Source organism: Solibacillus sp. FSL K6-1126, from assembly GCF_038003445.1.
GTDB classification, from domain to species: domain Bacteria; phylum Bacillota; class Bacilli; order Bacillales_A; family Planococcaceae; genus Solibacillus; species Solibacillus silvestris.
This window is the reverse complement of record NZ_JBBOPD010000001.1, coordinates 3,102,101-3,124,567: the sequence shown is the minus strand read 5'-3', so window position 1 is coordinate 3,124,567 and position 22,467 is coordinate 3,102,101. Positions and strand designations below refer to the sequence as shown.

Sequence of the window (22,467 nt, the reverse complement as noted above, 5' to 3'; positions counted from 1 at the left end):
CGAAAATTATTTTTTTTTCGAAGGCCATTTTTCTGGAACAGGATCGAAGCCACCAGGATGAAGCGGCTGACATTTTATGATTCGAATGATCGTCATGATCGATCCTTTTATTGCACCATGTTTTTGAATTGCTTCAATTCCATAGCTCGAACAAGTCGGGTGGAACCGGCAAGATGGTGGCGTCATAGGCGAAATATATTTTTGGTAAAGACGAATTAATCCGATAAATAGTTTTTTCATTGCTGTTTTTGCTCTCCATTTTTATAAGTCCGGATTGGTTTGGAATCATCGGTTTGCTTTAATGATACGCTGTTTTTCCGGGCAAGTAAAATAATAGAGAATGCAAAAATACCCATTATCGTTAAGATAATAATCAATACAATAGGTAAGCTCATTTTTTTCACCTCAACTTCCATTTTACAGGAAAAACCTGCGGTGAGTGTGAAGAATGATTGAACTAAATGTTTTAAGAAGTCGGATAACGGATATAATACAAGCAATGATACATTTCTAAAAATATAAGCAATAGAAAGATTTTATATCAGGATTAAAATTTCGTTATCGAAGTTTTAAATATAATTTATGAGGTGAAGGACAAATGGCAAAGAAACAATTAAACACACAATTAAATGATTTAGTAGCAACATGGTCGGTAATGTACACGAAGTTACATAATTACCACTGGTATGTAAACGGACCATCATTCTTTACATTACACGTCAAATTTGAAGAGCTTTACAACGAAGTAACTTTAAATTTAGATGAAATTGCAGAACGTATTTTAACGAAGGGCGGCAAGCCTGTTGCAACATTAAAGGAACATTTAGAACTTTCTCTAATTGAAGAGGCTTCAGGAAAAGAAGAAACAGAGGAAATGGTTTCTAAATTAATCGAAGACTTCAAAACAATTATGGGAGCTTTAAATAAGGCAATGGAAACAGCTTCAGAAGAAGGCGATGACCGTACAGAGGATTTACTGAATGCTCAATTCCAAAGCCTTGAAAAGCATACATGGATGTTAAATGCTTATTTAGGCAACTAATATTGGATAAAACGACTCCGTTTTGGGGTCGTTTTTTTATTGATCATTTGATGGAATGATTGCACGATATATGCTTCCAATGTATAAATGATTTTATTGCAGTCCACCTTAAATATGAGGTGAGAATAATGGAAAAAAATAATGTTTATGTATCCGTTGCCAATTTAACATGCAATTTGCATCCTGGATCTTCGTATGAATTTGTTTTAAAAATGGAACCGCAAAAGGCCCGTGTATTTATGAAGCTGTTTAATCAGATGCAACATCTGGAAGCGTCAAATGCTTTCCGTGCACATATGCCGTTTATTCCATATCATTTGGACAGATTAAATCATGAAATCGACCACCGACTTAAAAAGGTATATGCCCTGATTCATGAATTTGGAGACGAGGAAGCGAAAAAGTTCGTCGAGCAACTGCCATACTTTACTCGATAATTAGGCGATTTGATTGAACCGTAGACATCTGTTCGTTACACTAATAAGAGGAGTTGAGCGAAAAGATGTTTACATTTATCGATGAAAATAATTTAAAAGTAGATTTAAGATTTGATGAAGGTCCTTTCGAAGTTGAACCTAAGCATGTATTGGCCCTTGTACAATATGAAGGGAAATGGTTATGTACGATTCATCACCGTCGTGGTGTTGAGTTTCCCGGAGGCAAGCAGGAGCCTGGAGAGACATTATACGAAGCGGCTATCCGTGAAGTTTATGAAGAAGCAAATGTTGTAATAGAAGATGTAAAATGGTTTGCCTACTACATCGTGCATGATGACATTCCCTTTTGCAAAGCGGTTTTTACTGCCAAAGTAAAGGACATTGAACCTTTTACAGGAGATCATGAAACAGAAGGCATGTTATGGCTGACAGAAGAGGATTTGTGGAAGCAGCCGAATTTAAGTTTCTATATGCGGGATGCAGGAATGAAAAAGATGTTGCAGGAAGTGAAAAATCATGAACGACAATGGTAAGATTTTTTCGATACGCAATTACCCATCACCGAATCCCCATATCCGATTAGATGAAATTACGTATTGGTCACAAGGCCTGCGTGTAAAAGGATTATTGGCACGTCCACAAGCGGCTGGTACATATGAAGCGCTTTTATATTTGCGTGGGGGGCTCCAATCAATCGGTATGGTGAGACCGGCACGTATTGCCCAATTTGCGATGCAAGGCTTTGTAGTATTTGCTCCGTACTATCGCGGAAATCGCGGGGGAGAAGGTAAGGATGAATTTGCCGGTGATGACCGTTATGATGCAATTAACGGTATAGAAGTACTGAAGCATTTTATTCAAGTGGACAAAGTGAATCTGTATGGTTTTTCCCGTGGTGGATTAATGGTATTGTGGACAGCGATTTTACGTGATGATATTAAATCGCTCGTAACATGGGCAGGTGTATCGGATGCGACAGCAACATATTGGGAGCGGGTGGATATGCGGCGCGGCTTGAAAAGGATTGTTGGCGGTACACCAAATAAAGTACCGGAAAACTATGATGACCGGACACCACTACTTGAAATCGAAAAACTTCAAACTCCGGTACTCATAATTCATGGTACAGAAGATCAGCATGTGGATATTGAGCATGCCTATAAACTAGAGCAGTACTTAAAAAAGGAAGGAAAATCTGTTGAGACATGGTTCTCATCCGGATTAAAGCATCATTATCCTCCAGACTTGAACCGTGACACTGTGAAAAACTTATGTAATTGGATGAAACGCCAAGAAAGTAAGAAGTCTGAACAGAACTAGGAAAAAAAATAATAAGGGAAAACCTTATTTTATACAAAGTAAAAACAGCATTTTCCCCATAGAGGAAAATGCTGTTTGTTTTTGATTGAATAAAGTTGGTCATTAGTAAATTATACTAATGGGCCGCCTTTTTGAACGATTGCTTCATCAACATTCTCGAATTTCGTGAAGTTATTTTTGAACAGATCAGCAAGTTCAGCAGCTTTTTTGTCATATGCAGCTTTATCTGCCCATGCATCACGAGGATTTAATACGCTAGATGGTACACCTTCAACGGCTACTGGAATGTTTAATCCAAATACTGCATCTTGAGTTGTCTCAACGTTATTTAATTTACCATCGATTGCAGCACGAACCATTGCACGTGTATAAGAAAGCTTCATACGGCTGCCTACACCATATTCGCCACCAGTCCAACCAGTGTTTACTAGGAAAACTTGTGAACCGTGCTCATCAATTTTCTTACCTAATTGCTCTGCATAAACTGTTGCAGCAAGCGGTAGGAATGGAGAACCGAAGCATGTAGAGAATACTGGTTCTGGCTCTGTTACACCACGTTCTGTGCCGGCAAGTTTTGATGTGAAACCACTTAGGAAGTGATACATTGCCTGCTCTTTTGTCAATTTAGAAATAGGAGGTAATACACCAAATGCATCGGCTGTTAAGAAGACGATTGTATTTGGATGACCTGCTACTGATGGTAACACAATATTGTCAATATAGTCGATAGGGTAAGCGACACGTGTATTTTCTGTTAATGAACCGTCAGCATAGTCGCATTCGCGTGTTTCAGGATCTACCGCAACGTTTTCCAGTACTGAACCAAAGCGAATTGCATTATAAATTTCCGGCTCATTTTCAGCAGATAGGTTGATTGTTTTTGCATAGCATCCACCTTCAATGTTGAATACGCCGTTATCAGACCAACCGTGCTCATCGTCACCGATTAATTTACGATCTTTATCAGCAGATAAAGTTGTTTTTCCCGTACCAGATAGACCGAAGAATAATGCAACATCGCCACCTTCACCAACGTTTGCAGAGCAATGCATTGGGAAGATACCTTGTTCAGGCAATAAGTAGTTCATAATACCGAAGATTGACTTCTTCATTTCACCTGCGTACTCAGTTCCGCCGATTAAGATGATTTTCTTTTCAATAGATGTTATAATGAATGTTTCCGATCCTGTACCGTCTACTTCAGGATCTGCTTTGAAGTTTGGCGCAGATACGATTGTAAACTCGGCAACATGTTTAGCCAATTCGTCTGCTGTTGGGCGGATGAACAATTGATGACAGAATAGATTATGCCAAGCATATTCATTAATTACTTTAATGGATAATTGAGACTCTTTGTCTGCACCTGCAAAACCGTTGAATACATATAACTCGTCACGTTCTTTTAAGTAATTTACAACTTTCACATAAAGTTTATCAAATACCTCTGCAGAAATCGGACGGTTAACTTTGCCCCAATCGATTTTATTGTTGCAAATTTCTTCTTTTACTATATATTTATCTTTTGGAGAACGGCCAGTGTATTTTCCTGTTTGGGCACGTAATGCACCTTCAACAGTCAGCACGGCTTCTCCGCGTGATGTAGCTTTTTCAACTAATTGTGGAACAGATAATTGAGTTTTGATGTTTTCCCCGTTTAAAAGTTCTTTCAGCTCGTTAGCAATTTCTACCGAATTCATCTATTAAATACCATCCTTTTTTATAGTATTCCCTTATAGAGGGGAGTTGATTCCTAATTCAAAAATAGTATAACACATTAAGTGAAATAATCTATACTAATTGCAAATTATTTTTTCCGGAATTTTAAACATTGCGAAATACGTCAAAATTTGTTGACAGCACTTGTTTTTTTGCGTAAGATGTTTAATTGAACGGATACTCTTATCCCGAGCTGGTGGAGGGGCAGGCCCTATGAAACCCGGCAACCTGCGTATATTTTATACGTGTTGGTGCCAACCTGATGCAAGGGCAAAAATTCCCTTGAACGATAAGAGTGAAAGGTAACGAAACGTAATATCCTTTCCTCACGTGTGATGAACACGGCTATGAGAGAAAGGATTTTTTTTATTTTGTTTTACAATTTCGTGCTGAGCGAAAATTATATAGTTACAGCCTTTCAGACCCTCGTGTTAAAGCAAATATAGCTTGACGTTAAAAGGTAGATACGCATTAGCGTAATTGCTTTATATAACGGACATGGGTAATGAGTACCGTATCAATAAAAAACAATTGCCAAAGTGATTTAGGAGGAAATGACATGACAAATCGTCGACTGTTTACATCAGAAAGTGTAACGGAAGGACATCCGGATAAAATTTGTGACCAAATTTCGGATGCCATTTTAGACGCTATTTTAGCTGCAGATCCAAATGCACGTGTAGCTTGTGAAACTACGGTAACAACAGGCTTAGTACTAGTATCTGGTGAGATTACAACTTCTACTTATGTAGATATGAAAGGAATTATCCGTGATACAGTGGCAGAAATCGGCTACACACGCGGTAAGTACGGCTTTGATGCGGAAAACCTTGCAGTACTAGTAGCTGTAGGAGAGCAATCACCTGACATTGCACAAGGTGTTGACCAAGCATTGGAAGCACGTGAAGGTTCAATGACGGATGATGAACTGGAAGCAATCGGTGCAGGCGACCAAGGATTAATGTTCGGCTATGCATGTAACGAAACACCGGAATTAATGCCGATGCCAATTTCTTTAGCTCATAAATTAGCACGTCGTTTAACAGAAGTACGTAAATCAGGAGAATTGGAATATTTACGTCCGGATGGTAAAACACAAGTAACAATCGAATATGATGAAAACAATGAACCTGTTCGTGTGGATACAATCGTTATTTCAACACAGCATGATGAAGAAGCAACATTAGAACAAATTCAAACAGATATTAAAGAGCACGTTATTAAACCGGTTGTTCCTGCTCAATTATTGGATGAAGCAACAAAATACTTCATCAACCCAACAGGTCGTTTCGTAATCGGCGGGCCTAAAGGAGATGCAGGTCTTACAGGTCGTAAAATTATTGTTGATACTTACGGCGGCTATGCGCGTCATGGTGGCGGAGCATTCTCCGGTAAGGATGCGACAAAAGTTGACCGCTCTGCAGCATATGCAGCACGTTATGTTGCTAAAAACATTGTAGCAGCTGGCCTAGCTGACCGTGCTGAAGTGCAACTGGCGTATGCAATCGGTGTTGCACAACCTGTATCAATCGCGGTTGATACATTCGGTACAGGAAAAGTAGAAGAATCAAAAATCGTGAACTGGGTACGTGAGCTATTTGATTTACGTCCTGCGGGCATTATTAAAATGCTTGATTTACGTCGTCCGATTTATAAGCAAACAGCAGCATACGGACATTTCGGTCGCACAGATTTAAATGTGCCATGGGAAAGTACGGATAAAGCGGCTGAATTGAAAGCTAAAGCAGGAATTTAATATAATAAAAAGGAGCATCCAGTTTAATGGATAGCTCCTTTTTTATGATCTTATATAAGATTTCTTTTTAACAAGGTATAGATTTATAAGATTCAAAGAGGGGAATGACTGTTAAATTATTTTTGAAGTGATTTATAGTATTGCCCTTTTGCCACATATTCTGAAATTATCCGATCCATATCTGCGCGATCTTCTGCTGTCACTTCACGTACGACTTTTGCTGGGCGACCCATCGCTAAACAATTGGGAGGAATCACTTTTCCCGGTGGTACAAGACTGCCGGCACCAATAAATGCACCCTCGCCTATAACAGCCCCGTCCAGTATGATGGAACCCATACCAACTAAAGCGCGTTTTTTAATTGTACAGCTATGTAATGTAACTTGATGACCTACTGTTACTTCGTCTTCAATAATGAGAGGGGCAGCGGGACTTTGGTGAAGGCAGCTCAAATCCTGGATACTGACACGGTCACCAATTATAGTTTTGTTTACATCGCCACGAATTACCGTGTTAAACCAAATTGAAGTTTCGGCACCGATTGTTACATCACCGGTAATTGTGGCATAGTCTGCAATGAATGCAGAAGGGTGAATCGTTGGTATTTTATCCTTATAAGGGTAAATCATGTGCATTTCCTCATTTCTTCTATAAAATTGTAGATAAATCTATAGATATCGTAACAAAACGTGAAGATTTTTCAATTAACATTTCTTTTAGAACGGAATGTATTATAATTATACAAATAAATAGTAATATAATGATGCCGATGTTAAAGAAGGTGCAATATCGTAATTTTTTGATAATCGGCAAACTCATTCCTGAATTAAAGGATCACGTGTTTATGTCATAAAAATATTTTATATGTAAGGAGTATTGGCCATGTGGAAATGGGAAACAGAGCAACAACCAAAAGCCGTAGTCGTTATTCTTCATAGCGCATATGAACATCATCGGTGGTACGCATGGTTAATTGAAAAGTTCCGCAGCTCACACTTTCATGTTGTAATGGGGGATTTACCTGGACATGGAGAGCAAGGAAAGTATACAACGTATCATGATGAAGATTTTAAAGAATATTATAAGTATACAAAAGTATTATTGAAAGTGGCACTAGAATATAACGTACCGCTTTTTATCGTAGGAAATGGCCTAGGGGCTGCAATAGCTACGTATGTACTCCAGAACAATAAAATAGAATGTGCGGGTGTTGTTTTAGCATCCCCCTGGTTTAATTTAAAGCTGGCACCGGGAAAATTGTCGAATGCTTTATCAAGCTTCAGCGCCATTACATCGAATGTTAAGCTGAAACATGAGTTGGAGCCTCACCATCTTACGCGGAACACAGATGTGTTAATGGAACTAAAAGAGCAATTACCGTTGAAGAGTATGGTGACGGTAAAATGGTATCGCGACTGGCAGCAAATGTCGCGGACAATCCGTAACCCTGAATTGAAGTTTCCGGATATCCCAGTATTATTAATGACGGGTGAAAATGATAAAGTTTCAGACATTAGTACATCTAAGAAATGGATAACAGAGCATACGCTTTCCGAGTTTCACTATAAGCAATGGAAAGGTTGCCTCCACAGCCTTTATTTTGAAGTGGAACGGGAAGATGTTTTTAAATTTACGATAGATTATATTAATAATGTTTTAAGAGACTTGGGATATATTATTGAATAGTGATAAGCCTAACAAAATCATACTTTGTTAGGTTTATTTTTATTTCCTTAAAAAAAATATATCGAAATTTTCGAATATTTGTAATATACTAAATTTCAAATTAATACATTATTTCAACAAAGGGGGTATAGTATGGGTTTCTTGAATGATTTTGTAGGATGGGCCAACAATATTTTATGGGGTCCTGTTATGATTTATGGTATTTTAATCGTTGGTTTATTTTTCTCTATCCTAACAAAGTTTGCACAAGTCAGGCTAATTGGAGACATGTTCAAGTTAATGTTCAAAGGAGAAAAATCAGAAGCAGGTGTATCTTCGTTCCAGGCATTGTCGATTGCATTGTCGGGCCGTGTCGGTACAGGTAATATCGTTGGTACCGCAACAGCTATTGCATTCGGTGGTCCGGGTGCGGTGTTCTGGATGTGGGTGACAGCATTTATCGGGGCATCAACGGCGTATATGGAGTCGACGTTAGCTCAGATTTATAAAGAGAAAAAAGATGGACAGTATCGTGGTGGTCCGGCGTTCTACATTGAAAAAACAACTGGAATACGTGCATTAGGTGTTATTTTTGCCATTGCGATGATTATCTCTGTTGCATTTTTAATGCCTGGAGTTCAGGCAAATGCCATCGCAGGTGCAGTTGATAATGCATTTGGAATTGAACCATGGGTAACTGGACTAGTTACGATTCTCCTGCTGGCGGTTATTATTTTTGGTGGTGTTAAGCGTATTGCAAATGCTGCCCAAATTTTAGTACCATTCATGGCATTAGCGTATTTGTTAGTAGCGGCTATTATTATTATTATGAATATTACAGCTGTGCCTGAAGTGTTTGCTTTAATTTTCCGTAGTGCTTTCGCTACAGATGCAGTATTTGGCGGGATGATCGGTAGCGCAATTTTCTGGGGTGTAAAACGTGCCATCTACTCAAACGAAGCAGGTCAAGGTACTGGTGCACATCCAGCTGCTGCTGCAGAAGTATCGCATCCTGCAAAGCAAGGTTTAGTGCAGGCAGCTTCAGTTTATATTGATACAATCTTGGTATGTACTGCAACAGCATTAATGATTTTATTCATGGGTACATACAATGTCCATGAGGGTAGTCAAGACGGAGCTCTGATTGAAGCAAAAATGGATGAGACGATTACGTATTCAGGCTTTACACAAGCAGCTGTAAATGATGCGTTCCCATCTTTAAATAACTTTGGTTCAGGGTTTGTCGCAATTTCTTTATTCCTATTTGCTTTCACTACATTAATGGCATATTACTATATTGCTGAAACAAATGTTTCGTATATGTTTAATGGCAGTGCAAGACGTATCGGGATATTGTTAATGAAATTCGTATTATTGGCTTCGGCATTTTACGGCACAGTTAAAACGTCCGATTTAGCTTGGGCATTCGGTGACGTTGGTTTAGGATTAACGGTTTGGATTAACGTAATTATGCTATTATTCATCATGAAACCGGCCCTCATTGCGTTGAAGGATTATGAGCAACAGAAAAAAGAAGGAAAAGACCCAGTATTTGATCCGAAAAAACTCGGAATTAAAAATGCTGATTTCTGGGAGACATATAAGAAAGATTAGTAGATTAAAAGGAGCAGCTAGTTAAAAAGCTGCTCCTTTTTTTATGGAATAATACTGATGTAGTGCCTCAAATTGTTCCGCAGTAAAATCTTTTTGTCCGCGAATATATTTTTCATATAAATTATAGTAGCAAATCGTTAAATACTTATCATTATGGTGGCGGCTGTATGGCGGATAGTATTCATTTTCAGACAAACGAAGATCGACAAAATAACGATCCATCTTATCAATCGTACGAATTGTAATGTTTCTGGCGCGCATTTCCTTCAGAACAATTTGCGTATAAATATATAAATCCTCTTTTGGGTATTCATAAATATAATTGATTAATACATGGTTGTCTTCCTTCACGAAAATGCTGTTCAACTCGCGCCACTGGGCAAGCAGCTGACTTTTTGGGATAAAGGGAATTAACTCGGTATGCCATAAACGCATCATTTCACCTCATTAAGGATATGAAAAAGAGCTAAGAAAACTTAGCCCTCTATCGGAAATTCTTTTACTTTTTCTAATGCAATGATAAACGGGGGATCATTTTTCTGATTCATAAATTCATAGCGCAGAACATGTACATGTTTTTGCGGTAAATCACTTACATAGCGGATTACTTCATCGCGCTCATTTTTTCCGCCTTCGTGACCGTGATAGACGACTAAAACGATCATTCCTCCGACTTTTAACAGCTTTAACAAACTTTCGATCGCTTGGATTGTAGTATTCGGCTTTGTCACAATTTCATGATTGCTGCCGGGCAAATAGCCAAGATTGAAAATTGCTGCTGATACGGGTTTATGAATATAATTTGCTACATTTTCATGTCCGTCTTTTAAAACAATAGCCCGATGCTCGAGTGCATTGTCGAGCAGACGGTGCAATGTCGCATCAACCGCTTCTTTTTGCACATCAAAAGCATATACATAGCCGTCATCCCCAACGAGATTTGCTAAAAAAAGAGTATCATGTCCATTTCCAGCTGTTGCATCGACCGCAATATCACCCTCGGAAACCGACATTTCCAATAATGTTTGGGCATATTGAAGAACACGTTCTAATTTCATTTGGACACTTCCGCCTTATAAAACTTCCCTTGATAAGAACCTCTACGTTCCAGCTCTGCATCAATTCCGTTCAGAACTTCCCATTTGTTGACAGACCACATCGGACCGATCATTAAATCGATTGGACCATCACCAGTAATACGGTGGACAATCATTTCAGGCGGAATAATTTCAAGCTGATCTGCTACAAGCTGAATATAAGCATCCTTTTCCATAAATTCCAGCATGCCTTTTTCGTATTGCTTCACAAGTGGTGTTCCTTTTAAAAGGTGCAGAAGATGGATTTTGATACCTTGGACATCGAGCTTTGCCACTTCACGGGCCGTTTCCATCATCATATCGTAATCCTCTAGCGGCAATCCGTTAATAATATGCGTCACTACACGAATGCCATGCTTGCGCAATTTATTAACCCCTTCCACATATGTCGCATAATCATGTGCACGGTTAATTAAATTGGCCGTTTTTTCATGAACCGTTTGAAGTCCCAATTCTACCCATAAATACGTGCGTTCATTTAACTCTGCCAAATATTCTACAACATCGTCCGGCAGGCAATCTGGACGCGTTGCAATTGAAAGGCCCATTACTCCTTCACAGGCAAGCGCTGCTTCGAACTTTTCCTTTAGTACTTCAAGTGGAGCGTGTGTATTTGTATACGCTTGGAAGTAGGCCATTGTTAAGCCGTCTTTCCATTTGTTCTCCATTTTTGCTTTGATCTTTTCGAACTGTACGGGAATCGGATCGACTTTACTGCCCGCAAAGTCACCTGAACCAGCTGCTGAACAAAATGTACAACCGCCAAAAGCGACCGTCCCATCACGGTTTGGACAATCAAACCCTGCATCCAAAGCGACTTTGTATACTTTCTTTCCGAATTCGTTTCGTAAATAGCGATTCCATGTATAATAACGTTTCCCATCTGACGGGAAAGGAAAATTTGTTTCTGTCATTCCTTGTTCACTCCTCTAACGTATTATTCTAACATGGACAGAACATCGTGTCCTAATAGAAATCTTTTTCTTGTACAAATTCCTGTTAAAGAATAAACTAGTAAATTGAGCAAATATTGAAGGAGGAAAGTTAGTGCCGAAACAAGTATGGCTATTAATTATTGGTACATTCGTAAATACGGTCGGAAATTCGTTTTTATGGCCTTTAAATAGTATTTATATTCATGATCATTTAGGAAAATCCTTAACTACCGCTGGAATTGTCCTTATGTTAAATTCATTGGCTGGTGTTTTCGGCAATCTAGTAGGCGGTTACTTATTTGATAAATTAGGTGGCTATAAAGCAATTTTAATTGGGGTTGTATTTAATTTATTGTCAATCACACTATTAACGATTTGGCATGATTGGCCACAATACATCATATTTTTAACGATGATGGGCTTTAGTGGAGGGATTGTATACCCGGCGATTTATGCGATTGCAGGAAGTGCCTGGCCAGAAGGAGGTCGACGTGCTTTTAACTCGATCTTTTTGGCAAACAACGTAGGGGTCGCAATCGGCCCGGCATTGGCTGGCATTGTTGCCGATATTAAGTTTGACTATGTATTTAGTGCGAATCTATTTTTCTATGCTGTATTTTTTGTACTTGTCATCACAACATATAAGCGTTTTGATATGAAGGGACTGACAACAAAACCTTTCTCAGGTAATGAGACAAAAAGAAGAAACAGAGGGCCGATTGTGGCGCTTAGTATATTAAGTATATCTTTAATCGTCTGCTGGTTAAGCTACTCCCAATGGAGCGCGACCATTTCTTCTTATACACAAGGATTAGGAATGAGCCTGTCTGAATACAGTTTACTCTGGACAATCAACGGCTTTATGATCGTTGCTGTTCAGCCGATTATCCGTCCGCTTGTTACACGTTGGGAAAACAAAATAAAGCATCAGCTGGTGCTTGGGCTGATATTGATGTCGCTATCTTATATCGTCGTTTATTTTGCCCAGGACTTTAAGATGTTTGCTGCAGCGATGGTCATTTTGACATTTGGGGAAGTGTTCTTCACACCGGTCATTCCGATGATTGCCAATAAACTGGCACCTCATGGACAAGAAGGTTTTTATCAAGGGCTCGTCAATAGTGCATCGACAATTGGGCGGATGATTGGGCCTGTGTTTGGCGGGTTAATGGTAGATTTATATGGCATGCAAATATTAATGCTTATATTATCGGTACTAATTATCGTTGCCATTATTCCATGTCTGCTCTTTGATCGTACGCTAGGAAAAGAACAAACATAAAACAGTTACTTGTGCTTTTGTGTTGAATTCGTTAAAATGAATGAAATAATAATATTGACTGTGATGAGGAATAGTAAATGGACACACTTTATAGAGAGCTGGCGGCAGGTGGAAGCCGGTAAGTGTCAAGTTGAACTCGCCTCGGAGTTTGCTTTAGTGAAGTAATAGTAGCTAATGGCCGTGTATTCGCGTTAAGAAATGAAGCTGAGTGCTGCGTCACTAATTTGGGTGGTACCGCGGGAGTAAAAAATATCTCTCGTCCCTTCTTATCATAAGATGGGACGGGATTTTTTTATTTTTTAAATATTCTGTTAAATCATTGATGATACGCCTAAAATACATAAACCACAGCAAGAATATATTTAAAGGAGGAATTATTGTGAGTTTTAATCATCAGCAAATTGAGAAAAAGTGGCAAACGTTTTGGGATGTCAATAAAACATTCAAAACTGAAAATGAAATGGATAAGCCAAAGTTTTATGCATTGGATATGTTCCCTTACCCATCAGGTGCGGGTCTGCACGTAGGACACCCTGAAGGTTATACAGCGACAGATATTTTGTCTCGTTTTAAACGTATGCAAGGCTACAATGTCCTTCATCCAATGGGTTGGGATGCATTCGGTTTACCTGCAGAGCAATATGCACTTGATACAGGGAATGACCCAGCTGAATTTACAGCTAAAAACATCGCGACATTCAAACGTCAAATTAACGAGCTAGGCTTCTCTTATGACTGGGATCGTGAAATTAACACAACTGACCCGTCTTATTATAAATGGACGCAATGGATTTTCACTAAGTTAGTGGAAATGGATTTAGCGTATGTAGATGAAGTGGCAGTAAACTGGTGTGAAGCATTAGGTACGGTTCTTGCTAACGAGGAAGTAATCGACGGAGTTTCTGAGCGTGGCGGTCACCCGGTAGTACGTCGTCCGATGCGACAATGGGTACTGCGTATTACAAAATATGCAGACCGTTTAGTCGATGATTTAGTTGATGTTGACTGGCCTGAATCAATTAAGGAAATGCAACGTAACTGGATCGGCCGTTCTGAAGGCGCACAAGTGAAATTCACTGTTGCTGGCACAGACAAAAACTTCGAAGTATTTACAACACGTCCGGATACATTATTTGGCGCGACATACTGTGTATTAGCACCAGAGCATAAATTAGTAGCTGACATTACTACTGCAGAGCAAAAAGAAGCAGTAGAGGCATACTTGGAAAAAGTATCATTAAAATCTGATTTAGAACGTACAGACTTAGCAAAAGAAAAAACAGGTGTATTCACAGGTGCTTATGCAGTGAACCCGATCAACGGCAAACAAGTGCCGATCTGGATTGCGGATTATGTATTGGCAACATACGGAACTGGTGCAATTATGGCTGTTCCTGCACATGATGAGCGTGACTATGAATTTGCAAAAGAGTTCAATTTAGAAATCATTCCAGTTCTTGAAGGCGGAGACATTGAGAATGAAGCATTCACTGGTGACGGTGCGCATATTAACTCGGACTTCTTAAACGGATTAAATAAAGCAGACGGTATTGCGAAGGCAATTGAATGGTTAGTGGAAAATGGTGTAGGGGAAAAGAAAATTACTTACCGTTTACGCGACTGGTTATTCAGCCGTCAACGCTACTGGGGAGAACCAATTCCAGTAATTCACTGGGAAGATGGCACAATGACTACGATTCCTGTAGAGGAACTGCCATTGGAATTACCGAAAACAACAAATATCCGTCCTTCAGGTACTGGTGAATCACCACTTGCAAATATTGAAGAATGGGTGAATGTAGTTGATCCAGTAACAGGCAAAAAAGGACGCCGTGAAACGAATACAATGCCACAATGGGCCGGTTCATCATGGTACTTCCTGCGCTATATCGATCCGAAAAATGATCAGGCGCTTGCAGATCCGGAACTATTAAAACATTGGCTACCAGTCGATATTTATATCGGTGGCGCAGAGCACGCGGTACTTCACTTACTATACGCACGCTTCTGGCATAAAGTGCTTTATGATTTAGGACTTGTTCATACGAAGGAACCGTTCCAAAAGTTATTTAACCAAGGGATGATTCTAGGTGAAGGCAATGAAAAAATGTCTAAATCTAAAGGCAATGTTGTAAACCCTGATGACATTATCGTTTCACATGGTGCTGATACATTACGTTTATACGAAATGTTCATGGGTCCACTGGAAGCTTCTGTAGCATGGAGCACGAACGGTCTTGACGGGGCACGTCGTTTCCTAGATCGTATTTGGCGTCTATTCGTCACAGATGAAGGAAAGCTTGCTGCAAAAGTTCAAGATTCTGCTGACACAACATTGGAAAAAGTGTATCACCAAACTGTGAAAAAAGTGACGGAAGACTACGAAGGCATTCGCTTCAACACAGCAATTTCACAAATGATGGTATTCATTAATGATTGCTACAAAGCGGAAGTTATTCCAACAGAATATGCAAAAGGCTTCGTGAAACTTTTATCGCCAATCGCACCGCATATTGCTGAAGAGCTTTGGTCAATTTTAGGACATGAAGATACAATTACGTATGCAACATGGCCAACATTCGATGAGTCAAAACTAGTAGACGATGAAATCGAAGTTGTTGTACAAGTTTTAGGTAAAGTACGTGCAAAAGTAACGGTTGCAAAAGATATTACTAAGGAAGATTTAGAAAAAGTTGCTTTAGCAGACAGCAAAGTACAAGAATTTATCGAAGGGAAAACAGTTGTGAAAGTAATTGTCATCCCAGGTAAATTAGTTAATATCGTTGTTAAATAATTAATCAAATAAAATTAATGCACGGTGTTTTCATTTGGAAAACCACCGTGTATTTTTATTTAGATTTCATATGAAAAGCAAAAATAACTATGTTGCGTAACCGATTTCTATGTAATACTAGAATAGTAAATGGTCACATTTAATGAATAGTAGAAAGAAGTGTAACAACATGGCACAAGCATCACATTCAGTACAAATCCCAGTTAGCCAGGAACAAGTATGGGCTTTCGTAAGTAAAATCGAAAAATGGGCTGTATTAGTTCCGGCGTACAAAGAACATAAAGAACTGGATGCCCAAACATCACATTGGACATTCGAAGGAAACTTTAAAGGTTTAAAGAAAAAAGTTGAAATCGAAATTAAAATTATCGAAATGAATGAGCCTTCTAACATCAGATTTGAAATAACTGGGCTATCGGATAATATTAAAGGCGGCGGCGAATTTACAGCTGAGCCGAAAGATGGCGGTACATATATGACAGGTGTGGTAGAAGTAACTGCTGGAGGTCTTTCTGGAGCAGTATTGAATCCGGCTATTAAAGTATTATTGCCGAAAGTTACGACTCGCTTAACAGAAAAAATCGCTCGCCATATCCAGGCATAAGACTATCAATAACTCACTGGAAAAAATTTTTCCCAGTGGGTTTTTTTATGTGAAATAAGGGGGTATAGCTTTAATGGACAGGCCCTCCCTAGATTTCCAGCAAATCCATGATAAATATCATATGGAAAGCATGACAAGTTCTTCTATAACAAACAGACACAATTTTTTATAATTGAATAATGAAAGAGGTGGCTTTATGACACAAATCATGATGGAACAAAGTGGATATAGTACAAAAGAAGAATTTTGGAACGGGCTGACACACGGGATTGCCGCATTGCTGACGATTCCCGCAACATTGCTGTTAGTGAACAAAGCCCAGCATCAAGGCACAACATTAGAGCTCGTAAGCTATATTATTTTTGGTATTTCAATGTTCTGCCTGTATTTCGCTTCAACGATGTATCATTCATGGCCAAAACATAAAACATTTCTGAAAAAGCTCGATCACAGCTCCATTTTTTTATTGATTGCAGGTACGTATACACCAATCGTATTAGTCGCAATTGGCGGCAAATTGGGATGGACAATTTTTGCGGTTCAATGGATTTTAGCGACAATCGGTATTGTACTGAAACAATTCTTTGTTTACCGTTTTAAATTACTATCGCTGTTCGTTTACATCGGGATGGGCTGGCTCATTATTTTTGTAGCCAAGCCGTTATTCGCACATATTGGCATCGCCGGTTTTGCCACATTATTAATGGGTGGACTGTCCTATACGGTCGGCACGTACTTTTACAAAAATGACCGCATTCCATACAACCATGCGATTTGGCACTTATTTGTTATGGGCGGCAGTGTCGCGATGTTCTTCGCAATTTACTTATATGTATAAACAAAAGAGTCAATCCTGTTATAGTGAGGATTGACTCTTTTCTAGATGCTCGCTGTAAATTTTTCGATTAAATCTTGCAAGTAATCGTCATATTGTTCTTCGTTGCGTTTTTTCATTTCTTCCAAAACCTGATTTAAAAATGTTTTGTTGTCCATGAACTGATCCGGCAACGTTTCATATAGTAGCTGATGATGGTAATTTTCCTGATCCAAATAAAGCTCAAAATAATAGCCGAGCTTTTCGTCTTCATTGAACATATGCATCATGCAATCTACTTCATAGCATTGCATAATAAAATCATGTTTAAAGCCAATTTGGACGGTAAATGCAATATGCCCGCCTTCACCATCTAATTTAAATGAATCCATATCAGAAATCATTTGGTTTTTTTGCATGAGCCAGTACAGTTCGTTTGCCTGACGGTTGGTCGTAAAGCTTGTAATCCCTTTCGGCGCATTTTCAATGAAGAAATGCTTTGCCAGTTTTGCTTGCACCGCCTCTTCAATTGATGAGGAAGAAGCAATTTTATCAAGCTGCTGACATACAATTAGCAATAGTGCCGGACTTTTTTGCAAATACTCAATAATCTTTTTTAATTGCATCGGGCAAACATTTGGTATATTGACCAAATCGACAGCCAAAGACATGCCAACACCTTGTTTATTTAAGCCAAGTATCAAATATAATGGAACACTTTTCGCATAGGAGTTATTTTTTTCAACATAGCAAAAAACACGAATGGAAAAGGTAAATTCATCTTTATTACGATTGCTTATTTTTGTGCAGGTTAAATGAGTTTGCATGAGCTCATCAGATGCTAAATAAAGCATAGTTTGGTTTTTTTGAGAATTATTATTCATCGTGCTGTATCCTCCTGAGTGTACATACCTCTTATGATACTAGGGAATGATGAGCAGTTCTAGTATTTTTACGATTAAAAACAGAAACGTTACTGTTGCCCCGCACTCATACCGGCAATTCGTCCTGTAACGAGAGCAGAAGTAATATTGTAACCCCCCGTATAACCGTGAATATCTAAAATCTCACCACAGAAATAAAGTCCCTGTTTTTTCTTGGAGGCCATTGTTTTTGGTTCAATTTCTTTTACCGAAACCCCGCCTCCTGTAACAAATGCCTTTTCAATTGGTTGGGTACCGTGAACGTCCATCGTAAACGCGACAAGTTCGCGTGCAAAATTGCGAATCTTCTCCTGAGATAATTCTATGCCTGTTAACTGTGCGTCAATACCTGCACGCTCCATTAAAAATAATAGCCAGCGTTCTGGAACGAGTGATTTCCATAAGTTTTTTACCGCTTTTTTCGGTTCTTCCTTGATTGTTTTATTTAACATTTGGAAGCATGTTTCTTCGTTGTACTGCGGTAATGATTGAATACGAACTTGTACTGGCGCGCTCCCTGTTTTCAACTGCTCTTTTACAATAAACTGACTGCAGCGTAAAATGGCAGGACCGCTTAAGCCAAAGTGTGTAAACAGCATATCCATCTGATGTGTTACAAGAACTTTTCCTTTTTTGTTTAAAACGGAAACAGCGGCATCACGTAATGCCAACCCTTGTAGCTCACGTGATTGGATAAAGGGTTCCTTTGATGTAACGGGAACTTCTGTCGGGTAAAGTGTAGTAACCGTGTGGCCAGCCCGTTCTGCCCATGGATAACCATCACCAGTAGAGCCGGTTTGAGGAACAGCTTTACCACCGACTGCGACAACAACAGCATTTGTACGGATTTCTTCGCCGCTTTCCAAACGTACACCATATATTTTTTGATCGTCCATCAACAATTTATTAACTGCCGTGTGCAAACGGACTTCTACTTTTAATCGCTTCATTTCATTGACAAGTGCATCAACAACATCTTGTGCGCGGTTGGATACTGGGAACATACGCCCGTGATCCTCTTCTTTTAATGCCACGCCAAGCCCTTCAAAAAATGCAATAATATCTTCATTATTATAAACGGTAAAGGGGCTATATAAAAAGCGCCCATTGCCGGGAATATGTTTAATGATTTCTTCCGCTGATAGTCGATTTGTTACATTACATCGTCCACCGCCAGAAATGGCCAGTTTCTTTCCTAGTTTTGAGCCTTTTTCAAGCAGGAGCACTTTTTTGTTTTGCTCGGCTGCGGCAATTGCTGCCATCAATCCTGATGGACCGCCTCCTATTACAATTACATCATACATAGATAATTTCTCACTTTCTTTTGCAATAATTTTTTCGTTCAACGGATTTTTCTCTTACTTATTATACACGAAGTGAAGAAACTATTTGAGTAAATGGACTTTCACATGTAAACTTGTAAAAGGAATTGTACGGGAACTTTTTAATGAGAACACCGTCACAAGAAGGAAGTTAAATAATGTAAATAAATAACTTGCCTTACGAAATCGTATTGTAAGTGAATTGTTATACTAAAAGAGAATTTCATATAGAACGGTAGGTTATTTCATGTCTTCATTAATGAAAGGAACAGCCATATTAACAATTGGATTGTTTCTATCAAAGCTTTTAGGGTTAGTTTATATTTTCCCGTTTTACGCCATTGTAGGTGAAGATAATATTGCTTTATATAATTACGCCTACATCCCCTATAATATTATGTTAAGTATTGCCATTGCGGGACTGCCGATTGCAGTATCAAAATTCGTATCGAAATATAATGCGCTCGGGGATTTTGATGCCGGTCGCAGATTAGTAAAAACAGGTGCATTACTGATGACGCTTACAGGAATTGTAGCGTTTATTTTAATGAATCTGCTTGCAACACCGCTAGCAAATATTGTGATTGATAGTGAAGAACAGACATTTACTGTGGAGCAAGTTGCGAATGTCATCAAGTGGGTAAGTTATGCACTGATTGTTGTGCCGTTTATGAGTTTAGTCCGTGGTTACTTGCAAGGATACGGACATTATTTGCCGACATCTGTTTCTCAGCTGGTCGAGCAAATAGTGCGTATCGTCTTTTTATTAGGCGGGGCATTCATCGTTGTCAAAGTTATGGACGGTGATGAGATTACAGCAATTAATTTCTCGGTATTTGCCGCATTTATTGGAGCACTTGGCGGACTTTTGACATTGTTTTATTTCTGGAAAAAGCTGCGCCCCGAGATTAAAGCAGTTCAGGTTGTCGCGCCGAAAGAACAGAGACTTCCTTATTCGGATATGTATAAAGAGATATTTAAATATTCGATCCCTGTCGTTTTCGTTGGGTTGGGAGGCTCATTATTCCAGCTTGTCGATCTGCTGACATTTAACCGTGCGATGATTGCCAGTGGGATATCAGGAGAAATTAGCGATGCATACTTTACAATGCTTAACTTGTTGACACAAAAAATTGTCATGATTCCAGTCGTTTTGGCGACAGGCTTTTCGATGGCCATCATTCCGACGGTCACGAAATTTTATACGGAAGGCAATTTACGGCAAGTACATAGTTCGATGGATAAAACCTATCAGGTGCTGCTGTTTATTACCGTACCGGCAGCGATCGGAATTTCAATTTTAGCGGAGGATTTATATCACTTCTTCTATTCCTACAGCGAAATGGGCACACAAGTATTAAGCCACTATGCACCAATTGCGATTTTCTTTGCATTATTTACAGTAACAGCCGCCATGTTACAAGGGGTCAATTACCAAAAATGGGTTATCTTCAGTTTACTTGTCGGCTTGCTTACGAAGACGATACTAAATACACCGCTTATTCATCTTATGTCGGTTGATGGTGCGATTTTAGCGACAGCACTTGGCTATGGAGCGACAATCGCAATCAATATTTTTGTTATTAAAAAAGTGACAAATTACAATGCGACAGTAGTTTTACGCCGTATTTTGTTAATTGTTATTTTGACAATTGTCATGGCGTTAGCAGTATGGATCACACATATTGTTTTAACAGCGATTGCTCCGGCTTCTACGAAAGTATTAGCGCTTCTATATGCAATCATTTGTGCAGGGGTTGGTGCCATTATTTATGGCGCGATTTCTTATCGACTAGGGTTAGCCCAATTATTATTAGGTGAAAAGTTTACAAAAATTGCACGTAAATTAAGATTAGTAAAATAAAAATGAGGACGTCGTAACGAAGGCGTCCCCTTTTTTCATGGAGGACTATATGCGTTTAGACAAATTACTGGCTAATATGGGCTACGGCTCGCGAAAAGAAGTGAAACTATTATTAAAGCAAAAAGCTGTAACAGTGGACGGTGTTACAGTGAAAGACTCAGCAATGCATGTCAATCCTGAAAAACAAAATGTTTCTGTATTTGGCGAGCGTGTGGAATATGTAGAGTTTATTTATTTAATGATGAATAAACCACCGGGTGTCATTTCAGCAACAGAAGACCGCTACGATCAAACGGTCATTGATTTACTGGATCCAGAGTATCAGCACTTTGAGCCATTCCCTGTGGGACGTTTAGATAAAGATACGGAAGGGCTGCTGCTCATTACAAATGACGGCAATTTAGCACATAATCTGCTTTCTCCTAAAAAGCATGTTCCGAAATGGTATTACGCCAAAATTGACGGAGTAGTAACGGAAGCCGATATCGAAGCCTTCGCACAAGGTGTAACATTGGAAGATGGTTATCATACAAAGCCTGGAGAATTAAAAATATTAGTGTCCGGCGAGCAATCGGAAATTGAGCTGATGATCCAAGAAGGGAAATTCCATCAAGTGAAGCGCATGTTTGAGGCGGTAGGCAAGAAGGTTACGTATTTAAAGCGTCTGTCAATGGGAACATTGAAGCTTGATGAAGAGTTGGCATTAGGTGAATACCGCGAGCTGACAGAACAGGAACTTGAGCTGTTAGCGACAAAATAATAAACAAAGGAAAAGCGAATGCCCCGACGAAAAGGCATTCGCTTCTTTTAGTTCTTGTGTCAAGAACTAAGTGAACGCTTGCTGACTCAGCAATGTTCATAATATTTCATGTGTAACTGATCGACACCTTACGTTATGTTGGGACAATTAGTCCTTTCTCACAAAATAAGAATCAGCCGCTTTCAAAATTCTAAGATGTCATTTTTACTTTTTTCTTCGTCGTTGTCCATTTACCCCGACTTGGACTCATTACCAAGTCATTGAAGGCTAACACATTCAAATCTCTTTGAATGGTGCGAGGAGTGATGTTAAACTCTTCGACTAAATCCTGTGTAGTCACTTCTCCTTTATTGAGGATAAACATATACACGTCTTTAATACGATTAAGCATTCTATCAGTAGTTGGCTTCATTTCTAAAAACCACTCCTTCGATCTTAAATTCTCATGGCATAAGACTAGCGGACGACAAAATATGTGCGGAGTGCACTTAGGCTTTAGTAGTTTGCCTTAGACATCCCCTT

Annotated in this window: 23 protein-coding genes, 1 riboswitch and 1 other annotated feature; of the genes, 13 read left to right on the top strand and 10 right to left on the bottom strand. The window is 39.1% G+C overall.

Features of this window, described 5'->3' with window-relative positions; all coding sequences use genetic code 11:
- Window positions 1–6: 6 nt before the first annotated feature.
- Together yidD and MHH44_RS15445 are read right to left on the bottom strand one after the other, a co-directional pair.
- Complete coding sequence (gene yidD / locus MHH44_RS15450) at window positions 7–240, bottom strand: membrane protein insertion efficiency factor YidD (RefSeq protein ID WP_065215473.1); 234 nt, start codon at window positions 238–240, stop codon at window positions 7–9.
- Entirely contained in the window at window positions 237–395 is a 159-nt protein-coding gene (locus tag MHH44_RS15445; RefSeq protein WP_014823062.1) for a hypothetical protein, read from the bottom strand. The genes yidD and MHH44_RS15445 overlap by 4 nt, the downstream gene beginning before the upstream one ends.
- A gap of 203 nt (window positions 396–598) precedes the next feature.
- Between MHH44_RS15445 and MHH44_RS15440 the strand changes: the two genes are divergently transcribed.
- The 4 genes from MHH44_RS15440 (at window position 599) to MHH44_RS15425 (ending at window position 2,799) form a co-directional block, all read left to right on the top strand.
- Window positions 599–1,042, top strand: a complete 444-nt coding sequence (locus tag MHH44_RS15440) for a Dps family protein (protein WP_014823063.1) — start codon at window positions 599–601, stop codon at window positions 1,040–1,042.
- Window positions 1,043–1,170: 128 nt separating this feature from the next.
- Window positions 1,171–1,479: a transposase gene (locus tag MHH44_RS15435; RefSeq protein ID WP_014823064.1), complete on the top strand. Its 309-nt coding sequence runs from the start codon at window positions 1,171–1,173 to the stop codon at window positions 1,477–1,479.
- A gap of 65 nt (window positions 1,480–1,544) precedes the next feature.
- Window positions 1,545–2,012: an NUDIX hydrolase gene (locus tag MHH44_RS15430; RefSeq protein ID WP_014823065.1), complete on the top strand. Its 468-nt coding sequence runs from the start codon at window positions 1,545–1,547 to the stop codon at window positions 2,010–2,012.
- The gene (locus tag MHH44_RS15425) at window positions 1,996–2,799 is read left to right on the top strand and encodes an alpha/beta hydrolase family protein (protein WP_014823066.1); all 804 of its coding nucleotides are present in this window, start codon (window positions 1,996–1,998) and stop codon (window positions 2,797–2,799) included. The genes MHH44_RS15430 and MHH44_RS15425 overlap by 17 nt, the downstream gene beginning before the upstream one ends.
- Window positions 2,800–2,909: 110 nt before the next feature.
- Here MHH44_RS15425 and pckA read toward each other — a convergent pair whose 3' ends face one another.
- Window positions 2,910–4,496 (bottom strand): phosphoenolpyruvate carboxykinase (ATP), encoded by a 1,587-nt coding sequence (gene pckA, locus MHH44_RS15420; protein ID WP_008408153.1) that lies wholly within the window; start codon window positions 4,494–4,496, stop codon window positions 2,910–2,912.
- A gap of 199 nt (window positions 4,497–4,695) precedes the next feature.
- Window positions 4,696–4,811, top strand: a riboswitch (SAM riboswitch).
- A 263-nt stretch (window positions 4,812–5,074) separates the two neighbouring features.
- Between pckA and metK the strand changes: the two genes are divergently transcribed.
- The gene (gene metK, locus MHH44_RS15415) at window positions 5,075–6,271 is read left to right on the top strand and encodes a methionine adenosyltransferase (RefSeq protein ID WP_008408155.1); all 1,197 of its coding nucleotides are present in this window, start codon (window positions 5,075–5,077) and stop codon (window positions 6,269–6,271) included.
- 116 nt (window positions 6,272–6,387) lie between these two features.
- Here metK and MHH44_RS15410 read toward each other — a convergent pair whose 3' ends face one another.
- Window positions 6,388–6,900, bottom strand: coding sequence for a gamma carbonic anhydrase (locus tag MHH44_RS15410; RefSeq protein WP_014823067.1), 513 nt, complete (start codon window positions 6,898–6,900; stop codon window positions 6,388–6,390).
- Between the two features lie 253 nt (window positions 6,901–7,153).
- Here MHH44_RS15410 and MHH44_RS15405 point away from each other — a divergent pair, with 253 nt between their 5' ends.
- Complete coding sequence (locus tag MHH44_RS15405; protein ID WP_008408165.1) at window positions 7,154–7,957, top strand: alpha/beta hydrolase; 804 nt, start codon at window positions 7,154–7,156, stop codon at window positions 7,955–7,957.
- Window positions 7,958–8,089: 132 nt separating this feature from the next.
- Complete coding sequence (locus tag MHH44_RS15400; protein WP_014823069.1) at window positions 8,090–9,550, top strand: alanine/glycine:cation symporter family protein; 1,461 nt, start codon at window positions 8,090–8,092, stop codon at window positions 9,548–9,550.
- Window positions 9,551–9,571: 21 nt separating this feature from the next.
- Here MHH44_RS15400 and MHH44_RS15395 read toward each other — a convergent pair whose 3' ends face one another.
- The 3 genes from MHH44_RS15395 to MHH44_RS15385 are packed head-to-tail and all read right to left on the bottom strand — an operon-like array spanning window position 9,572 to window position 11,561.
- Entirely contained in the window at window positions 9,572–9,985 is a 414-nt protein-coding gene (locus tag MHH44_RS15395; protein WP_339262792.1) for a pyrimidine dimer DNA glycosylase/endonuclease V, read from the bottom strand.
- Between the two features lie 41 nt (window positions 9,986–10,026).
- Window positions 10,027–10,608 (bottom strand): class I SAM-dependent methyltransferase, encoded by a 582-nt coding sequence (locus MHH44_RS15390; protein WP_087618457.1) that lies wholly within the window; start codon window positions 10,606–10,608, stop codon window positions 10,027–10,029.
- A complete protein-coding gene (locus MHH44_RS15385; protein WP_008408169.1) occupies window positions 10,605–11,561 on the bottom strand; it encodes a TIGR01212 family radical SAM protein in 957 nt (318 codons plus the stop codon). The genes MHH44_RS15390 and MHH44_RS15385 overlap by 4 nt, the downstream gene beginning before the upstream one ends.
- Before the next feature lie 133 nt (window positions 11,562–11,694).
- On the opposite strand from MHH44_RS15385, the gene MHH44_RS15380 reads away from it, so the two are divergent.
- From MHH44_RS15380 to trhA, 4 genes are all read left to right on the top strand, one after another.
- Entirely contained in the window at window positions 11,695–12,864 is a 1,170-nt protein-coding gene (locus MHH44_RS15380; protein WP_339262787.1) for an MDR family MFS transporter, read from the top strand.
- A 51-nt stretch (window positions 12,865–12,915) separates the two neighbouring features.
- Window positions 12,916–13,131: a binding site (T-box leader), on the top strand.
- Between the two features lie 112 nt (window positions 13,132–13,243).
- Complete coding sequence (gene leuS, locus MHH44_RS15375) at window positions 13,244–15,658, top strand: leucine--tRNA ligase (protein WP_008408180.1); 2,415 nt, start codon at window positions 13,244–13,246, stop codon at window positions 15,656–15,658.
- 169 nt (window positions 15,659–15,827) lie between these two features.
- Entirely contained in the window at window positions 15,828–16,262 is a 435-nt protein-coding gene (locus MHH44_RS15370) for a CoxG family protein (RefSeq protein WP_339262785.1), read from the top strand.
- A gap of 196 nt (window positions 16,263–16,458) precedes the next feature.
- Entirely contained in the window at window positions 16,459–17,100 is a 642-nt protein-coding gene (gene trhA / locus MHH44_RS15365; RefSeq protein ID WP_014823074.1) for a PAQR family membrane homeostasis protein TrhA, read from the top strand.
- A 41-nt stretch (window positions 17,101–17,141) separates the two neighbouring features.
- Here trhA and MHH44_RS15360 read toward each other — a convergent pair whose 3' ends face one another.
- Both MHH44_RS15360 and MHH44_RS15355 read right to left on the bottom strand, forming a co-directional pair.
- On the bottom strand, window positions 17,142–17,960 hold the full coding sequence (locus MHH44_RS15360; RefSeq protein WP_340798987.1) for a cysteine methyltransferase: 819 nt from the start codon (window positions 17,958–17,960) through the stop codon (window positions 17,142–17,144).
- Between the two features lie 89 nt (window positions 17,961–18,049).
- On the bottom strand, window positions 18,050–19,303 hold the full coding sequence (locus MHH44_RS15355) for a BaiN/RdsA family NAD(P)/FAD-dependent oxidoreductase (RefSeq protein ID WP_193433811.1): 1,254 nt from the start codon (window positions 19,301–19,303) through the stop codon (window positions 18,050–18,052).
- Window positions 19,304–19,568: 265 nt separating this feature from the next.
- Here MHH44_RS15355 and MHH44_RS15350 point away from each other — a divergent pair, with 265 nt between their 5' ends.
- Complete coding sequence (locus MHH44_RS15350) at window positions 19,569–21,185, top strand: putative polysaccharide biosynthesis protein (protein WP_340798985.1); 1,617 nt, start codon at window positions 19,569–19,571, stop codon at window positions 21,183–21,185.
- A 49-nt stretch (window positions 21,186–21,234) separates the two neighbouring features.
- Window positions 21,235–21,945 (top strand): pseudouridine synthase, encoded by a 711-nt coding sequence (locus tag MHH44_RS15345; RefSeq protein WP_008408194.1) that lies wholly within the window; start codon window positions 21,235–21,237, stop codon window positions 21,943–21,945.
- A gap of 190 nt (window positions 21,946–22,135) precedes the next feature.
- On the opposite strand, the gene MHH44_RS15340 is transcribed toward MHH44_RS15345, so the two are convergent.
- Window positions 22,136–22,357, bottom strand: coding sequence for a DeoR family transcriptional regulator (locus tag MHH44_RS15340; protein WP_008408196.1), 222 nt, complete (start codon window positions 22,355–22,357; stop codon window positions 22,136–22,138).
- Window positions 22,358–22,467 lie beyond the last annotated feature (110 nt).

Bases quoted from the DNA above. Each gene is read 5' to 3' on its own strand.
- yidD (WP_065215473.1), bottom strand. From the start codon at position 240: ATGAAAAAACTATTTATCGGATTAATTCGTCTTTACCAAAAATATATT.
- MHH44_RS15445 (WP_014823062.1), bottom strand. From the start codon at position 395: ATGAGCTTACCTATTGTATTGATTATTATCTTAACGATAATGGGTATT.
- MHH44_RS15440 (WP_014823063.1), top strand. From the start codon at position 599: ATGGCAAAGAAACAATTAAACACACAATTAAATGATTTAGTAGCAACA.
- MHH44_RS15435 (WP_014823064.1), top strand. From the start codon at position 1,171: ATGGAAAAAAATAATGTTTATGTATCCGTTGCCAATTTAACATGCAAT.
- MHH44_RS15430 (WP_014823065.1), top strand. From the start codon at position 1,545: ATGTTTACATTTATCGATGAAAATAATTTAAAAGTAGATTTAAGATTT.
- MHH44_RS15425 (WP_014823066.1), top strand. From the start codon at position 1,996: ATGAACGACAATGGTAAGATTTTTTCGATACGCAATTACCCATCACCG.
- pckA (WP_008408153.1), bottom strand. From the start codon at position 4,496: ATGAATTCGGTAGAAATTGCTAACGAGCTGAAAGAACTTTTAAACGGG.
- metK (WP_008408155.1), top strand. From the start codon at position 5,075: ATGACAAATCGTCGACTGTTTACATCAGAAAGTGTAACGGAAGGACAT.
- MHH44_RS15410 (WP_014823067.1), bottom strand. From the start codon at position 6,900: ATGATTTACCCTTATAAGGATAAAATACCAACGATTCACCCTTCTGCA.
- MHH44_RS15405 (WP_008408165.1), top strand. From the start codon at position 7,154: ATGTGGAAATGGGAAACAGAGCAACAACCAAAAGCCGTAGTCGTTATT.
- MHH44_RS15400 (WP_014823069.1), top strand. From the start codon at position 8,090: ATGGGTTTCTTGAATGATTTTGTAGGATGGGCCAACAATATTTTATGG.
- MHH44_RS15395 (WP_339262792.1), bottom strand. From the start codon at position 9,985: ATGCGTTTATGGCATACCGAGTTAATTCCCTTTATCCCAAAAAGTCAG.
- MHH44_RS15390 (WP_087618457.1), bottom strand. From the start codon at position 10,608: ATGAAATTAGAACGTGTTCTTCAATATGCCCAAACATTATTGGAAATG.
- MHH44_RS15385 (WP_008408169.1), bottom strand. From the start codon at position 11,561: ATGACAGAAACAAATTTTCCTTTCCCGTCAGATGGGAAACGTTATTAT.
- MHH44_RS15370 (WP_339262785.1), top strand. From the start codon at position 15,828: ATGGCACAAGCATCACATTCAGTACAAATCCCAGTTAGCCAGGAACAA.
- trhA (WP_014823074.1), top strand. From the start codon at position 16,459: ATGACACAAATCATGATGGAACAAAGTGGATATAGTACAAAAGAAGAA.
- MHH44_RS15360 (WP_340798987.1), bottom strand. From the start codon at position 17,960: ATGAATAATAATTCTCAAAAAAACCAAACTATGCTTTATTTAGCATCT.
- MHH44_RS15355 (WP_193433811.1), bottom strand. From the start codon at position 19,303: ATGTATGATGTAATTGTAATAGGAGGCGGTCCATCAGGATTGATGGCA.
- MHH44_RS15350 (WP_340798985.1), top strand. From the start codon at position 19,569: ATGTCTTCATTAATGAAAGGAACAGCCATATTAACAATTGGATTGTTT.
- MHH44_RS15345 (WP_008408194.1), top strand. From the start codon at position 21,235: ATGCGTTTAGACAAATTACTGGCTAATATGGGCTACGGCTCGCGAAAA.
- MHH44_RS15340 (WP_008408196.1), bottom strand. From the start codon at position 22,357: ATGAAGCCAACTACTGATAGAATGCTTAATCGTATTAAAGACGTGTAT.